Below are 16142 nucleotides of genomic sequence, written 5' to 3'. Positions count from 1 at the left end.
TCATCCATCAATGCTTGCATCGAAATGACGCGAAGCTTTTTCAAATTTGTCGCGGCAACCGGGGTTGCAGAACCCCACAACTTTGCCGCGATACACCGTCAGGCTGTTTGCTGAAACCGGATCGCCCGACCAAGGACAGGTCTCATTGACGCAGTCCTTAATGTCGAGCGTACCGGTCACGCTAGCTTAGCCTTCCTCAGCGAGCTTAGCGGCTTTCTCAACCACCATGTCGATGCCGCCAACCATGTAGAAGGCTGCTTCTGGAAGGTGATCGTATTCACCGTCCACAACCGCCTTGAACGAGGCCACCGTGTCTTCGACCTGTACGAACAGACCTGGGATGTTGGTGAAGACCTCTGCCACGTGGAATGGCTGCGAGAGGAATTTCTGGATCTTACGAGCGCGCGCAACGGTGAGCTTATCTTCTTCCGAAAGCTCATCCATGCCCAGAATGGCGATGATGTCTTGCAGCGACTTGTACTTCTGCAGCGTCTCTTGAACGCGGCGAGCCGTGTCATAGTGCTCTTGGCCAACAACCGATGGTTCAAGAACGCGGCTGGTTGAATCGAGCGGGTCAACAGCTGGGTAAATACCAAGCTCTGAAATCGCGCGGTTCAGCGTGGTGGTCGCATCCAAGTGAGCAAAGGATGTTGCAGGGGCAGGGTCGGTCAAGTCATCTGCGGGAACGTAGATGGCTTGCACCGAAGTGATCGAACCTTTGTTGGTCGAAGTAATGCGCTCTTGCAGGTTACCCATGTCGGTCGACAAAGTTGGCTGATAGCCCACAGCTGACGGAATACGGCCAAGAAGCGCGGACACTTCGGAGCCTGCTTGCGTAAAGCGGAAGATGTTGTCGACGAAGAACAGAACGTCTTGGCCTTCCACGTCGCGGAAATATTCCGCCATGGTGAGACCGGAAAGCGCCACACGGGCACGCGCGCCGGGAGGCTCGTTCATTTGACCAAAGACGAGGGCCACTTTTGAACCTTCCGGCGTTGCAACGCCGTTTTCGTCTTTCTTGATCACCTCTGCGTCGAGGAATTCGTGGTAGAGATCGTTACCTTCACGGGTACGCTCACCAACACCGGCAAATACAGACACACCGCCGTGGCCTTTTGCGATGTTGTTGATGAGTTCCTGAATAAGAACGGTTTTGCCAACGCCGGCACCGCCGAACAGACCAATCTTACCGCCTTTTGCGTAAGGGGCGAGAAGGTCGATCACTTTAATGCCGGTCACGAGGATCGCCGCTTCGGTGGACTGGTCCACGAAGTCAGGCGCATCAGCGTGGATCGGCATGGCTTTATCAGCGCCAACCGGGCCAAGTTCGTCAATTGGCTCACCAACGACGTTCATGATGCGGCCCAGGGTTTTGGGGCCAACAGGCACAGAAATCTGCGCGCCGGTGTTGATCACCTCAGCGCCGCGAACGAGGCCTTCGGTCGCGTCCATCGCGATGGTGCGAACGGTGTTCTCACCAAGGTGCTGTGCCACTTCAAGAACGAGCGTCTTGCCATCGTTCTTGGTTTCAAGCGCGGTGAGAATTGCGGGCAGTTCGCCGGGGAACTGCACGTCAACAACAGCGCCAATGATCTGACTGATCGTGCCGTTGGTTGTTTGGTTAAGTGCGGGTGCGGTAGCCATGGTGTTTCCTTAGCCTTCGTTTACAGCGCTTCTGCGCCAGCAATAATTTCAATAAGTTCGGTCGTGATCGCGGCCTGACGGCTGCGGTTGTACTGGATGGTCAGCTTGTTGATGAGGTCGCCTGCGTTGCGGGTCGCATTGTCCATCGCGGTCATCGAAGCGCCTTGCTCTGATGCCTCACGCTCAAGCAGTGCGCCGAAAACTTGCGTCTTCACATAACGCGGCAGGAGAGCTTCGAGGATTTCCTCTTCGCCCGGCTCATACTCAACCACGGCGCCGCCGTCGTCCGAAACCTCGGGTGAGGGGACCGGGATCAACTGATTGACCGTTGGGTTTTGCACCAGAGCCGACTGGAATGTCGGATAGATCAGGTGCGCCACGTCAAACTTGCCGTCTTCAAACATTTGGATGAGTTCAGCAGAAATCGCGTCGGCTTCTTCAAAGCCCGGTGTCTTCACCGTGCTGGTGTCAAAGCCGCCCGTGATCGCTTTTTCAAACTCGCGCTTGAGCGGCGCACGGCCCTTTTTACCCACGAGGTAAAACTCGACCTGTTTGCCTTGGGCTTGAAGCTCGGCCGCCTTGGCTTTGGCAGCCTTGACGATGTTTGAGTTCAAACCGCCGCACAGGCCTTTGTCGGTGTTGACCACAACCAGAAGGTTGCGTTGGTCGCTACCGGTGCCAGCCAGAAGCTTTGGCGCGCTGTCGCCGGAGACTTTGCCGGCGAGCGAGGCCATAACGGCGCTCAACCGCTCGGCATAAGGCCGTCCGGCTTCAGCAGAGGCTTGAGCACGGCGCAGCTTTGCAGCGGCGACCATTTGCTTGGCCTTGGTGATCTTCTGAGTCGATTTAACCGACCCGATCCGATCTTTTAGTTCCTTAAGACTTGGCATTGTATGCTTCGATCTTTCCCTAACTCGTCATGCTGAACTTGTTTCAGCATCCATTTCAAAACTTGGTGGCTGGTCCTCAGGAAACAGCGCTTGGTTGAACCATGGATCCTGAAACAAGTTCAGGATGACGGGTGAACTGTATTTACTTACGCAAACTGCTTGGCGAAGGCTTGCAAAGCCGCAACAGTCGCGTCCTTAGCATCGTCGAACTTGCCGCTGTCGCGGATCGTTTTCAGAACGTCAGCATGTTCGCTGCGGAAGTAGGCGAGCATTTGCTCTTCATATTCGCCCACACGCTCAACAGCGACATCGTCGATATAGCCATTGGTGCCAGCGAAGATCGAAACGGTTTGCTCTTCAAATGGCATTGGCGAGAATTGCTTCTGCTTCAACAGCTCGGTCAAACGCGCACCGCGGTTGAGGAGTTTTTGCGTCGAGGCATCAAGGTCCGAACCGAACTGAGCAAACGCCGCCATTTCGCGGTATTGCGCAAGGTCGAGTTTCATCGAGCCCGAAACCTTCTTCATCGCTTTGGTTTGAGCAGCGCCGCCCACACGAGACACCGACAGGCCCACGTTAATCGCAGGACGGATGCCTTGGTAGAAGAGGTCCGTTTCAAGGAAGATCTGACCGTCGGTGATCGAAATCACGTTGGTTGGAATATAGGCCGACACGTCACCAGCCTGCGTTTCAATGATCGGCAGAGCGGTCAATGAGCCGTGGCCTTCGCTTTCGCTCATCTTTGCAGCACGTTCAAGAAGACGTGAGTGAAGATAGAAAACGTCACCCGGATAGGCTTCACGGCCCGGAGGACGACGAAGCAGAAGCGACATCTGACGGTAAGCAACAGCTTGCTTGGAAAGATCGTCATATACGATCACAGCGTGCATGCCGTTGTCGCGGAAGAATTCACCCATCGCACAGCCAGTGTACGGTGCGAGATATTGCAGCGGAGCAGGCTCAGAAGCGGTCGCAGCGATAACGATGGAGTATTCCATCGCGCCGTTCTCTTCGAGTTGCTTCACGATTTGCGCAACGGTCGAACGCTTTTGGCCGACGGCTACATATACGCAGTAAAGCTTCTTCTTTTCATCATCGCCTGCGTTGACGCCCTTCTGGTTGATGAAGGTGTCGATTGCGACAGCGGTTTTACCGGTTTGACGGTCACCAATGATAAGCTCGCGCTGACCACGGCCCACAGGGACCAGAGCGTCAACCGCTTTAAGGCCGGTTTGAACAGGCTCAGACACAGATTCGCGCGGGATAATGCCCGGTGCTTTCACTTCAACACGCTGGCGCGTTACGTCCGTGATCGGGCCTTTCCCGTCGATCGGGTTGCCAAGCGCGTCAACAACGCGGCCCAGCAGGCCCTTGCCGACAGGAACATCCACAATGGTCTCGGTCCGCTTAACCGTGTCGCCTTCTTTAATCTCAGCGTCAGAGCCGAAGATCACGACACCGACATTGTCGCTTTCAAGGTTCAGAGCCATGCCCTGAACACCGTTGGCAAACTCGACCATCTCACCTGCCTGAACCTTGTCGAGGCCGTGAATACGGGCGATGCCGTCACCAACGCTGAGCACGGTGCCCACTTCGCTGACTTCAGCTTCGGTACCGAAATTGGCGATCTGGTCTTTGATGACCTTTGAAATTTCTGCGGCGCGGATTTCCATGTGTCAGTAGTCCTTTAGGCCTTCATGGCCTGCGATAGTGAATTCAAACGGGTGCGGATCGAGGCGTCGATGCGCTCTGATCCAATGGTAACGACCAGACCGCCAAGGAGGTCAGCGTCTGTGTCGGTTGTAAGCATAACGGTGCGGCCCACGCGTGCGGTGAGCTTGTCTTTGAGTGTCTTGACCTGATCCTTGGTGAGAGGATGCGCGCTGGTGACATTGGCCGAAACCTCGCCGCGCTGGTTCGCTGCGATGGCTTTGAAGGCGGCAATCATCTCTGGCAGTTTTGACAGGCGGCGATTGCCAGCCAGAACACCGAGGAAATTGGTGGTGAGCTCAGAAAGCTTCAACTTCTTCGCCACAGCCGCCACGGCCGCGCCTTGCTCAGCTCGGGTGAGCTGCGGGTTGGTCGTCGCGGCCCGCAAATCATCCGATTCGCTTAGCGCTGCGCCCAATGTCTCAAGGTCTTTTTCGACCGCAGTTACGGTCCCGTTCTCGCTGGCGAGATCGAAAAGAGCAGAGGCATAACGCCCTTGTAGGCTAGCCTGAATACCGGCGGAAGTGTCCACGCGTCTGGTGTCCTCTTTGAGGCCTGAGAAAAAGTCATTTTGCTTGCGGGACTGCGGAGGGTCTTGAGGGGCCTTCCTCCCGAAGTTGGCGCGCGCCTAGCAAAGGGCACTTGGCGATGCAAGCGGGGTGACGCGGATTCTCTGGACATGCGCGCAGCCTTGCGTCAAATAATTGCCGCAAACGATGGAAAGCACCTTGCATATAAGCAGGGGCGAGGGAGAGAGAGAATGGAATTCACACCCATGGCGCCAGATTGCGGCGTTGAGGTATCGGGCGTGTCGCTTGCCAATTGCAGCGACAGCGAAATGGATGCGATCCGGCAGGCGATTTACGAGCACGGCGTCGCGGTTTTCCGCGATCAGGAGTTCACACCGGAAAACCACATCACCTTTGGCCGGCGCTGGGGCGGGATTGATGTGAACAACTACTTTCCTTTGCAGGAAGAGTTCAACGAAATCGCGATCGTCAAGAAAGAGCCTGATCAACAGACGAACATCGGCGGCGCATGGCATACCGACCATTCCTATGACCAAATCCCGGCGATGGGTTCGGTTCTGGTGGCGCGTCACCTTCCACCCTCTGGCGGCGACACGATGTGGGCGCATATGGGCGCAGCTTACGATTCGCTATCGGATGATCTCAAGGCCGAAATCGACGGGCTAGAGGCGTATCACACTGCCGACCACGTTTATGAGGAAGGCGGCCTTTATGCTCAAACCGACATGGGCGAGCATTTGCGCGGGCAGAACCTGAAAACGGGCGCCATTCACCCAGTTGTGATCCGTCACCCGCAAACAGGCCGCAAAATGCTCTATGTGAACAGCGGCTTCACGATCCATTTCGTAGGCCAGACCCGTGAGGAAAGCCTGCCGCTTCTGACGAAGCTTCTGGACGCAGCGCTGACCGAAACCAACCAGTGCCGCCTCCAATGGAAGCCGGGCACGATAGCGATCTGGGATAACCGCACGACCTGGCATAACGCGATGAATGACTACCAAGGCCACTACCGCGAGATGCACCGGATCACGCTGAGCGGGGAAGCTTTGGCGGCGTAATTTGATTTCACGCTCAAGCGGCATGCGCCGCTCGCTCCAAATGGGCGCGGCATAAGCCGCGGCGGCCGCGTGGCCTTGCGGACCGCTTCGGCGGTCCGTTTGGTTCGCAATGACGGCTAGGGCCTACTCACCCACCCCAAATTCTTCGTCAAACGCCGCGCCCAATGCGCCGCCGACACCGCCTGCTTTCTTACTCTCACACGAATAGACAAGCCGTTCATTCGGCCGATCTGGCAGCATGGCGATGAGTGCAGACTGCTGCTCACCCAGAACACGGGCCGCGTCGGTTACACCGCAAGCGGGCGGGTCATATTCACCGCGGGCCTTGCGGGCAGCCTCCATGTCATTCTGGCTGAGCAAATAGCGGTCTGTGCGATAGGTGCGGGTTTCAGGGTCATAGGAACTGATCGAAACGGCCGCCTCGGACGAGGGCACCAGCACGCGGGTCCATTCTCCGCCCACCATGCCATATTGCGTGCGCTCATTGACACAGCCGCCCGCCTGCCAATCAAATTCCACATCATCGGTGCGCGCACCGGTCACTCGGCTTCGTTCGGGCACCAGCGTGCAGATCAGCGTGCCATCTGCGGCGGGCTCACCATCTGGGGCGGGCGCATCCGGGTCTTCGACCTCGCCCATAAGCACTGCGACACGTTCTTCGATATCGCCATAGCTCGGGCGCGTGATCCATACGAGTATCGCGCCGATCAGGGCAGCGCCAGCTACCCCGGCTGCGATCATTGCTCGATTTTGGGTGCGCCGTTCGTTCTCGGGCGTTTGCGCCATACCGCTGCGCAATTGCCCGGCGGTATAGCCAGCGCCGATCCCGATCAGCAACAAGATCATAGCCAAAGCCATCGAATTGTCGCGCGCATCCAGGGTCTCAATCTGTGCCTGCATGAAAGCGGCGCTGCGTTTGTCGCGCAGTTCCGCGTCGCGCGCTTCGATGCGTGCGTCGGCCTCAGCGCGTTGTTGGTCGAACCGCGCACGCTCGGCTGCATTCAATTCGTCAATGGAAGTACAGGGAAGGGCGTTGACGCTCGGCTCCAAACCGTTTTCGCGAAGGAAAGGCAGAAGCTCGCGCAAGGACACGGCGAAATAGAATTCCGCATCGGATCCATCAGAATCGGCACCAAAGCTGTTCACGCCAAGCACGCGCCCACACCCATCAAGCAGCGGTCCGCCAGAATTGCCTCGCGCGATAGGAGCGGTGTGCAAAATGGTGTCAAACTGGCGGCTTGGGCGCTCGCCTGACAAGAATCCTTGAGATTTTACCGGAGGCTGTGCGCGGAAGATATCTCGGATTTCGAGGCCTTGCGCCAAATCCACATTCATCGGGTAGCCGACTGCCGAAACCTTGCCCATGTCCCCGCTCATTCCGCCTGAAAGTGTGAGCGGAGGCAGGCGCAAATTGCCATCATTGATCTCTAACAATGCAAGATCATTGCGAGGGGATACTGCAACAGGTCTTGCAAAGTTGCCTGCGTCCCCTTCGCTTGGCACAATGCCGATCTTGAGCGTGTCATCGACCAAAGCCTCACGGATAACGTGAGCGTTCGTGACGATCAGGCGCGGACCCACTGCAAAGCCGCTGCCATGCGTAATCGGTGCTACCTCGCCGCCGCTATCGTCAATCAGAACAACGCGCACAACGCCGCGCGCGGCAGCATCAATGTCACCTGGATCAGCGCTGAGCCCGTCAGCCGGTAAAATAAGCGCGATAAGCGCCGCGCAAAAGAATCGAATAAATGTCTGCATGAACCTTTGCGTCTAGTGCTTTGCGCCGCTTGGCGGCAAGGTCAGGTTCGATTACGCTGCCTCCTAAACTGTCTAAAAATCGTGAGCGAGGGGAAATGCGCCGTGGCAAGAATTGTCGAGACGATTGAGATTAAACGTGATGCTTCGGGCACTTGGGCGGCGGTTGGAGATATTGGCGGACTTGAAACAAGCGTTCCGCAATTGGTCGCCCGGTGCGATTATGATCCGCAAAAGAACGTGCGCACAGTGACCTTTACCAATGATGTGACCTTGGTTGAGCCCATTATCGCCCATGATGACGAGGCGATGCTGATCGCGTGGACGGCGCACGGCGGGACGTGGGACCACCATAATGCCTCGATGCAGGTTCTCGCCGGGTCAGACGGCAGCTGCCACGTTCAATGGATCGCAGATGTCCTTCCCGATAGCGAGGAGGGTACCATTCGCGGGATCGTGCAAGCTGGATTGGGCGCTTTGAAAGAGACGCTTGAGAAAGACGTCTGACATGAAGGGCGTCTAACATTGATCGCAAGGCTCGGGATGCGATTATGGTTTAAAGCCATCATAGGAGGGCTATGACCAAAACCGATCTAAGTGATAGCCAGCGCTGGCAAATCATCAGCGCGAAAGACCGCCGCTTTGATGGCGCGTTTGTGACGGGAGTGCACTCTACCGGCATTTACTGCCGTCCTTCGTGCCCTGCGCGCCTTCCTTTGCGCAAGAATGTCGAGTTTTTCGCACACGCCAGCGATGCAGAGGCGGCCGGGCTTAGAGCTTGCAAACGATGTTCGCCCAATACGCAAAGCGCCGAGGAAGCATGCGTGCTGGCTGCTATTTCCGCGATCCGAAGTGCCGCCGAGCAGGGTAAGGGCGCGTTGACCCTCGATCAGCTGTCTGAGCTCACCGGCTATTCGCCCGCCCATTTTCAGCGCCTTTTCAAACGCACCGTTGGGCTTTCACCCGCGGGTTTTGCGCGGGCCATTCGCGAAGAACGCGTGCGCGGTGCGTTGGAAACTGGGGCGAGCGTCACGGATGCGCTTTACGCGGCAGGGTACTCTGCGCCATCGCGCTTTTACGCAGACACGAAGGGACGGCTGGGAATGCAGGCAAGCGATTGGACAAATGGCGGTGAGGGACGCCGTGTGCATTGGAGCGTGATCGACACCTCGCTTGGAACCATGCTCGTTGCAGCAACCGAAAAGGGCGTTTGCTGCCTATCCTTTGGCGAAGGCGAAAAGGAGCTGCGCGCCCGCTTCCCCAAGGCCGATATCATTGAGGCGGGCGAAGAGTTCGCAGCTCTGTTCAAACAGGTGGTCGCCGCTGTTGAAGAACCAAGCTCGGACAGCTCCCACATACCGCTCGACGTCAAAGGCACCGCGTTTCAGCAACGCTGCTGGGACGCCTTGCGCAAAATCCCAGCAGGCGAAACCCGCAGCTACGGTGAGCAAGCCGCTATGCTCGGCAACCCCAAAGCCAGCCGCGCGGTGGGCAGCGCCAATGGCGCGAACAACATCGCCGTCCTGATCCCCTGCCACCGCGTCGTCCCAGCAAGTGGCGGGGTGGGCGGCTATGCCTATGGGCCAGAGATCAAGGCGGAGTTGCTCAAACGCGAGGGGCGCGATTGAATGGCCGCTCTTGGCTGAAGGAGGGGGCTGCCTACTGACTGGAATTGAGGGTGTGAGCGGACAGTCTGCTTCTAGCGTAAGTTTGTAGCTTACTCACGCGCTGCATCGGAGTTTTGTTCTGCAAATCTGCGTCTAGTCGGTCCTTAGAGAGTGGGGCTTTAGAAGCTCCACCGCTTACCCCTATCATCGGTGCTAACTGGGAACAAAATGACAATGGCAACTCTTGAGAGGCCCCAGACACATTAGGATCCTATGCTAGCGAAAGTTTCCAGTGTCGTGCCTTGTGCGCCCGTTTGAACGTCGAGCTTGCCATCGATCTGCTCCGAAAGATCATGCAATAGCTCCCACCCAAGCGAGCTATCGCTTACGCGTGCTCTCTGGGGATCAAACCCATTTCCAGTATCTTGAACGGTCAACACGAGTGAGCCCACTTCTCCGGTCAATGTGACCGTGATCGCACCGCCTCCTTCTGCGAAGGCATGCTTGAAGGCATTGGTGACAAGTTCGCACACAATCAATCCGAGCGGCGTTAGGCGATCAACATCGACCTCAGCTGAGACGCTATTCACTTTCAGCATCACGTCGTCCCGACCAAGACTCTCGTCAAGCAATTCAATCAGGCCTTCCAGAAATGGTCCAACATCTGCCTTTGTCGTGTCTGGCTTGCTGTGATTGAAGAGATGATCATTGACAAGCGCCATTGTCCGAGCGCGGTTCGCACCATCCACTTGAGAACTAGTGTCAACTTTCGGATCGCGATTGCGTCGCGCCTCCATGCTTAGCAGGCTCGAAAGGATCTGTAGGTTGTTTTTTGCACGATGATTTATCTCGGCAATAAACGTGTCCTTGGTTTTCGAAAGACGCCTTTGCAAGCGGTAGGATCTGTAAAGGAAGAATGCCAGCACTCCAACGAGACCAGCGGCCAAGTAACCAAGTATACTGCGAGTGGTTTGCTCTCTTAACCTTAGATCGGCAACTGTCGCCTTTTCACGCATCAACTCAAGTGACGCGTCTCTATCGCGAAGGTCAAAGAGCAATTCAGAGTTTACTATGGCGCTTACCTTTTCCTGCTCGAAGCGATCTTCGCTAAGTGTCAAAGCTGCATCAAGATATTGATTGGCTTCACTAGATCGATCCAATTGCATCAAAAGTCGTCCACGCGTTTTGGCGTACTCAAGAGCCCAGTAGGTGTTCCCAGGATTGTCTAACAAGCCTTTAGAACCGGAGTCCCGAAGACCCATGATCATTTGTGCCCGATCCAATGCAGCCATGGTTTTATTAAAATCATCGACTTCCAAATATCGCGCAGCCAACCAATTCAGTGCCACGGCAGCCTCACTGGGTTCCCGGAACTCTATTCTGGGCTCAATCGATTTCTCCGCTAACTCAATCGCCCGGCCCCTATCGCCGATCGCGAAAAGGGAAATAGCCTCTTCAAAGTCGATATAGCCATCGAGATAAGCGGCATTTCCTGCGCTCGCGGCTTCGCGGGCATCATCGAATAGAGTAATTGCTTTATCATGATTTTCCATGCGAGAGTACGCAATTGCCATGTTGAATAGGCACAGCGCGATGCGCTCATCATATCGGGTTTCAAGCTTACGATATCCATCCAACGCGCTCTCATGGCGTCGCAGGGCTGCCTTGTAATCCCCAAGGTCAAACAGGATATTCCCTATATTGGACGTCGTCGCATAAATGCCAGCAAGGGCCGCTTCTCCAACGATTGCTGAATTGTAACTGATGTTTTTTTCGTAAAGTTCAATCGCAACGGCATAGTCGCCATCGGCTTTTGCCCTGACAGCCAGCGCGCCAACAACACCCGGCAAAAGCCCGACCATCTCGTTAGACTCGGCGAAAGACAGGCTGTCTTGAAGAAAAGACTCCATCCGAGCCGTATCGCCATCCAGTTGAAATGCACGAATGCCTCGATAGAAATTGAGATAAGCCAGAGACAGTTCGTCATTGGCAGATCGTGATTGCGCAACGAGCGTGTCCAGTTCTCGGGCTTTCTCGTCGCCAGGCTCTTCAAAGCTTCTCCCAATCTCAAGGACCTTCAGCATGCGTGCTGCATTGGGCGCAACTTGTTCGATTAGAGCTGGTTGCTCATCTCTCGGTATGAAACTCGCGCGCAGCCGAAGGTAGTTTTCCATCAAGCCAGCTTGCTGCTCGTCAGGGAGTGTTGGTAGCTCAGCAGCGCATCTGTTCCCAGCACCGCTTTCCAATTGTTCTCCGTTGGTGACCGAAGCTATCAGCTCCGCGCAGATGGACTTCCCTTGCGATCTCGCGGATTGTTGCAACGGTATTTCTAATGCTGCTGCAACCGCGACAACAGCAAAAGCAACTCTTAGGATCACCAATCTGGACAATAGCTTCCCCAACCAACACCTAGCTCCAGCGATCATAAACGGCTATTAAGCAGGTTACGGGCCTTAGCGCTAGTCCGGGAATGGTCGGCCGATGGAGACAAGAATAATTTCCGCAACTGGGTCGCAAACGCAACGTCTGCTTTCTATCCTCCCGCTTGCAACCAGGCGCTTCAGGCGTTTTTGATCGTCAGCCCGCCGTCCACTGGGATCGCAACACCGGTGAGGAAGCTCGCCGAGGGTAGCACCAGTGAGAGCGTCATGTGTGCAACTTCCTCAGGGATGCCATACCGGCGAAGCGGCACGCGGCGTTTGGCGTAGATTTCTTTGTGCTCGTCCGGAATGCCCTGCGTGATGCCCGTTCGAATAGGGCCGGGGCAGATGCAATTGACCGTAATCCCGTCGCGGCCAAGATCCACCGCTAGGCCCCGTGTGAGCCCGATCACCCCGTGCTTTGCGGCCACATAAGGCGAATTGCCGGGCGTTGCGCCAAGCCCCTCAGTCGATGCAATATTGACGATGCGCGGACACTGGCTTTTGCGAAGATGGGGCATGGCCTCCCTGATGATCCGCTGGTGCGCTGTAAGCATCGCGCCAACGCTTTGATCCCAAACCCCGGAATAGCTTTCGTCTTCAATCAAAGCATGTTTTGCAAAGCCTGCATTGTTCACCACAAAATCGAGGCCCCCCAGCTTGTCTGTAATCTCAGCAACGCCGGTTTTGATCGCGGCTTCATCGCTTACGTCGAGGGCCAAGGGGAAGGCAGAGCCGGGATAGCCCGCTGCATTGATCTCTGCGGCAACTGCGTCACATTTCGTCTGATCAAGGTCAGTCACCGCAACGTGCGCGCCTTCGGAAGCAAACAGGTGCGCGGTGGCCCGGCCCATACCGCTGGCTGCACCGGTGATGATGGCTTTGTGGCCTGCAATGGAGCGGCTTAGGGCTTTGTAAGGTTGCATAACTTTCCTCAATCCAGTTTCGGCGGAAAGCCCGGTTCCGCCTTCGCCATGGCGGCCTGATATGCAGGGCGCGCGCCGATGCATTGCAAATAGGCTTGCAAATTGGGCATGCCCTCAATGCTCATATCGTTGAACGCGCGGGCTGTGGTAAGGGAGAAACCGAGCATGATGTCTGCCGCCGTGAAATTCGAACCGCCAAAGTAATCCGCTTCGCCCAGCGCTTTCTCGATATGCGCCCATGCATTGGTAATGCGTTTCGCAAGCGGTGGCGGCATCTCTGCGCCTACAGCGTTCACCGCAATGCTCATCATCCCATTGGTCATGAGCGTCGCATTGGCGAAGTGATACCAATACAAATGGCGCGCGAAATCGGGGTTGTTTGCTCCGGGCACAAGGTCAGTGTCAGGTGCATATTTGCCCACGATATAATCCATAATCGCGCCGCTTTCGCCCAGCACAAGATCGCCGTCGGTGATTACGGGCGCGATTTCCATTGGGTGGAGCGCCTTTAACTCAGGCGGGGCAAGCCGCGTCTCTGCATCGCGGTTGTAAAGCTTGAGATCGTATTCAAGCCCCAACTCCTCGCACAGCCAGACAATGCGTTCCGATTGCGAGATGCGAAGGTGGTGAATTGTGAGCATGAGGGCGGGTCCTTATGATGATTTACCTCAGTGATTGGGCGAATGGGGCGAGCGTGTCGAGCGAAATTGTGCGCCCGCTATTGAATTGCGAATTATTCTCATTAAGTGCACTTGCATGGCTCAAGCTTTCTACGATCTCACCGTCACCGCGTCCGAGCGTGTTTCCCCTTCCATGCATCAGATTACCCTTGGCGGAGAAGCCTTGCGCGGCTTTCCCAAAGGACAGGATGGCGGCTATTTCAAGCTCATCCTTGAGCCGGGCAGTGCGGGCAAGAAAGCTCTGATGCGCACCTACACGATCCGCCGTCAGCGGGAGAGCGAGCTTGATGTGCTGTTCGCGCTTCATGGTGATCATGCAGCGGGCCCTGCGACAAGCTGGGCCCTGAATGCCAACGTAGGCGATCCCATAACCATTCGCGGTCCCGGTCCGGCAAAGCCCTTGCCTCAGACTTGCGGGTTTTACCTCATTGCCGGAGATATGGCGGCTCTGCCTGCGATCACTGCCAACCTCGAGGCGATGCCGCGCGGTGCCAAAGGTGTTGCCGTGCTAGAGGTACAGCATGAGGAAGACGCGGTCCCGATTGACGCGCCCGAGGGTGTGGAACTGCGTTGGATCGTGAATCCTCAGCCAGGTCTGCATCCTTCGCTTTTGGCCGATGCTCTTCGCTCAGTTGAAGTGCCTGATTGCGAGATCGCGGGATGGGCGGCCTGCGAGTTTGAGGGGATGAAGCTTTTGCGCTCTTTCCTGCGGGAGGAGGCCGGCGTTGGACCGCGAAACCTCTACACTTCCAGCTATTGGAAGCTCGGCCTTACCGAAACGCAGCACAAGGTGGTGAAGCGCGAGGATGCCGAAGCGCAAGATGTACCGATCCAATAAGCCGGTTCAATAGAGCGGGCTTTTCATCCTTGGCTGGGCGCTTTAGCATCGCGCGCTATGGACAATATCGAAATCTGCCGCCGCCTTTTCACTGCACTTGAGGTCAACGATCTTGAAAGCGCCTCGGCTCTGTGCGCTGACACATTCGAGGGCAGCCAGAACGGCGGGCCCGCAATTGACAAATCGACCTTGATGCAGTTCACAGGGGCGGTGCATTCGATTGTGCCGGATTTCCGGTACGAGAACGCGGTGCGCTGGCAAACCGAGGGCGGATTTGTCGAGGAGCACGACGTGTGCGGCACGCTTCCGGATGGATCGACGTTCAAGCTGGTTTTGTGCATTGTGGGCGAGGTTGCCGACGGCAAAATCACCAAGCTTCGAGAGTATGTCGATACCGCTGCTGCCGCTGGCCTCTTGAAGGCGCTGCGACCCGAATAGATGGGGCCTGAATAGCTGGGCCCCGAAAGCTGCCCCAGCCTAGTCGCCTGAGCTCTCTCGGGCCCAGCCGGGTTTCGCTGGCTCTAAGCTTTCCAAAAACGCATCGGCGGTCTCAAGATAATCGCGCTTTTTCTCGTCCCCCATCCGGTCCCATGTTGCATAAATGCGGCCGATGCGGTGGTTGCTTGCGAGACGTTCGCGGTGGCGGTTCATAAAGTGCCAATAGAGCGGGTTGAACGGGCACGCATCTGGCCCAGTTTTCTGAGCGACTTTGTACCGGCATCCTTTGCAATAATCCGACATCTTGTTGATGTAATTGCCGCTGGCCGCATAGGGTTTTGTTGCAAGCTTTCCGCCATCTGCATAAAGGATCATGCCCGCCACATTGGGCAGCTCCACCCACTCATAGGCATCGGCATAAACGGCCAGATACCAGTCCTGCACATCAGCCGGATTGATCCCAGCAAGTAGGCAGAAATTCCCTAGCACCATCAAGCGCTGAATATGGTGAGCATGAGCATTGGTGTGGGTCGATCGGACACAGTCAGACAGGCACCGCATATCGGTCTCACCGGTCCAGAAAAACTCCGGAAGAGGGCGCTCAGCATCCATCGCGTTGTCGGTTTTCAGCCCTGGCATAAAGTGCCAGTAAAAGCCGCGGACATATTCGCGCCAGCCGATAATTTGACGGATGAAACCTTCAACCGAATTCAATGGCGCGCGGCCGTCACGGTATGCTTTTTCAGCGCGCTCACACAGTTTGAGCGGGTCAAGCAGCCCGCAATTGATGCTGGTGGAGAGCATCGAGTGATAAAGGTCATCTGACCCATAAACCATCGCATCTTGATAAGGACCAAAGTTCTCAATGCGCTCTTCAAAAAAGGCATCCGCAGCTTTTTCCGCGTCCGCAGCGGTGGCAGGCCATTCGAACGGCTCTAACTTGCCGAAATGGTCACCAAACCGGTTCTCAACGAGTTCCAAGACTTCACGGGTGATCGCGTCGGGTTCAAACTTGGGCACTTTGGGCAGGAACAAATCTTCGCCATTGAGCGCCTCGCGATTTTCGGCATCGTAGTTCCATTTGCCGCCAACGGGCTCCATTTTGCCTTGGCCATCGCGGTCCATAAGAAGCCCGGTCTTCTTGCGCATCTCGCGGTAGAAATGCTCCATCGTAAGGGTCTTGCGATCCTTCGCCCAGTCGCGGAACTCTGAGATTGAACAAATGAAGCGGTCATCGGTGAGGATTTCAACCTCGCAGGCAAATTTATCGGGCCATTCTTCGAGCGCTTGCTGCACCCGCCATTCGCCTGCCTCAACCACGCGGATGGCATCTGGATTTCGGCGTTCAATGGCGCGGACGACCTCGCCTGTGAAGTCCCCTGAATTGCCGTCGTCATCAAGCTTTACATAATCGACGCTCCAGCCGTCTGCGCGAAGCTCCGCGGCGAAATGGCGCATGGCGGCGAAGATGAGTGCGATCTTCTGCTTGTGGTGTTTGACATAAGTAGCCTCGTCCCAGACCTCCATCATCAGGACGACGCTGTCCTTCTTGGCCGCGCCCATCAAAGAGGGGAGGGTACGGGTGAGTTGGTCGCCAAGGACGGGAATCAGGGTGCGGCAAGAAGACATGCCACGCTAACGCACCG

At 56.3% G+C, this 16142-nt stretch carries 15 protein-coding genes; 5 read left to right on the top strand and 10 right to left on the bottom strand.

The window, feature by feature from the left end; translation table 11 throughout:
* From AC0V60_RS08425 to AC0V60_RS08405, 5 genes are all read right to left on the bottom strand, one after another.
* Positions 1-180 (bottom strand): glutathione S-transferase, encoded by a 180-nt coding sequence (locus tag AC0V60_RS08425; RefSeq protein ID WP_486178030.1) that lies wholly within the window; start codon positions 178-180, stop codon positions 1-3.
* Positions 181-186: 6 nt separating this feature from the next.
* The gene (gene atpD, locus AC0V60_RS08420) at positions 187-1644 is read right to left on the bottom strand and encodes a F0F1 ATP synthase subunit beta (RefSeq protein WP_486178029.1); all 1458 of its coding nucleotides are present in this window, start codon (positions 1642-1644) and stop codon (positions 187-189) included.
* A 20-nt stretch (positions 1645-1664) separates the two neighbouring features.
* Positions 1665-2534 carry a F0F1 ATP synthase subunit gamma gene (locus AC0V60_RS08415; RefSeq protein WP_486178028.1) on the bottom strand — a complete coding sequence of 290 codons (870 nt, stop codon included), beginning with the start codon at positions 2532-2534 and terminating at the stop codon, positions 1665-1667.
* A 146-nt stretch (positions 2535-2680) separates the two neighbouring features.
* Complete coding sequence (atpA, locus tag AC0V60_RS08410) at positions 2681-4207, bottom strand: F0F1 ATP synthase subunit alpha (RefSeq protein ID WP_486178027.1); 1527 nt, start codon at positions 4205-4207, stop codon at positions 2681-2683.
* Between the two features lie 14 nt (positions 4208-4221).
* On the bottom strand, positions 4222-4776 hold the full coding sequence (locus AC0V60_RS08405; protein ID WP_486178026.1) for a F0F1 ATP synthase subunit delta: 555 nt from the start codon (positions 4774-4776) through the stop codon (positions 4222-4224).
* A gap of 228 nt (positions 4777-5004) precedes the next feature.
* Between AC0V60_RS08405 and AC0V60_RS08400 the strand changes: the two genes are divergently transcribed.
* Positions 5005-5832: a TauD/TfdA dioxygenase family protein gene (locus AC0V60_RS08400; RefSeq protein WP_486178025.1), complete on the top strand. Its 828-nt coding sequence runs from the start codon at positions 5005-5007 to the stop codon at positions 5830-5832.
* Positions 5833-5955: 123 nt separating this feature from the next.
* Here AC0V60_RS08400 and AC0V60_RS08395 read toward each other — a convergent pair whose 3' ends face one another.
* On the bottom strand, positions 5956-7590 hold the full coding sequence (locus AC0V60_RS08395; RefSeq protein ID WP_486178024.1) for a S1 family peptidase: 1635 nt from the start codon (positions 7588-7590) through the stop codon (positions 5956-5958).
* Between the two features lie 102 nt (positions 7591-7692).
* Here AC0V60_RS08395 and AC0V60_RS08390 point away from each other — a divergent pair, with 102 nt between their 5' ends.
* Positions 7693-8094 carry an SRPBCC family protein gene (locus AC0V60_RS08390; protein ID WP_486178023.1) on the top strand — a complete coding sequence of 134 codons (402 nt, stop codon included), beginning with the start codon at positions 7693-7695 and terminating at the stop codon, positions 8092-8094.
* A gap of 71 nt (positions 8095-8165) precedes the next feature.
* Positions 8166-9215 carry a bifunctional DNA-binding transcriptional regulator/O6-methylguanine-DNA methyltransferase Ada gene (ada, locus tag AC0V60_RS08385; RefSeq protein WP_486178022.1) on the top strand — a complete coding sequence of 350 codons (1050 nt, stop codon included), beginning with the start codon at positions 8166-8168 and terminating at the stop codon, positions 9213-9215.
* Between the two features lie 242 nt (positions 9216-9457).
* Here the strand turns inward: ada and AC0V60_RS08380 are convergent, their stop codons facing one another.
* The 3 genes from AC0V60_RS08380 to AC0V60_RS08370 all read right to left on the bottom strand — a co-directional run bounded on the left by AC0V60_RS08380 (position 9458) and on the right by AC0V60_RS08370 (position 13181).
* Positions 9458-11572: a sensor histidine kinase gene (locus tag AC0V60_RS08380; protein ID WP_486179469.1), complete on the bottom strand. Its 2115-nt coding sequence runs from the start codon at positions 11570-11572 to the stop codon at positions 9458-9460.
* A gap of 182 nt (positions 11573-11754) precedes the next feature.
* Positions 11755-12540 (bottom strand): SDR family NAD(P)-dependent oxidoreductase, encoded by a 786-nt coding sequence (locus AC0V60_RS08375; protein WP_486178021.1) that lies wholly within the window; start codon positions 12538-12540, stop codon positions 11755-11757.
* Between the two features lie 8 nt (positions 12541-12548).
* Positions 12549-13181 carry a glutathione S-transferase family protein gene (locus AC0V60_RS08370; RefSeq protein ID WP_486178020.1) on the bottom strand — a complete coding sequence of 211 codons (633 nt, stop codon included), beginning with the start codon at positions 13179-13181 and terminating at the stop codon, positions 12549-12551.
* A 115-nt stretch (positions 13182-13296) separates the two neighbouring features.
* Between AC0V60_RS08370 and AC0V60_RS08365 the strand changes: the two genes are divergently transcribed.
* Both AC0V60_RS08365 and AC0V60_RS08360 read left to right on the top strand, forming a co-directional pair.
* Positions 13297-14058 (top strand): siderophore-interacting protein, encoded by a 762-nt coding sequence (locus tag AC0V60_RS08365; RefSeq protein WP_486178019.1) that lies wholly within the window; start codon positions 13297-13299, stop codon positions 14056-14058.
* Positions 14059-14115: 57 nt separating this feature from the next.
* Entirely contained in the window at positions 14116-14496 is a 381-nt protein-coding gene (locus AC0V60_RS08360; protein WP_486178018.1) for a nuclear transport factor 2 family protein, read from the top strand.
* A 39-nt stretch (positions 14497-14535) separates the two neighbouring features.
* Here the strand turns inward: AC0V60_RS08360 and AC0V60_RS08355 are convergent, their stop codons facing one another.
* Positions 14536-16125 (bottom strand): cryptochrome/photolyase family protein, encoded by a 1590-nt coding sequence (locus AC0V60_RS08355; protein WP_486178017.1) that lies wholly within the window; start codon positions 16123-16125, stop codon positions 14536-14538.
* Between the last annotated feature and the right edge of the window lie 17 nt (positions 16126-16142).

It is taken from the genome of Erythrobacter sp. S259 (genome assembly GCF_057364965.1).
Note: the sequence above shows the minus strand (reverse complement) of the source record. Positions and strands in the feature narration are given on the sequence as shown.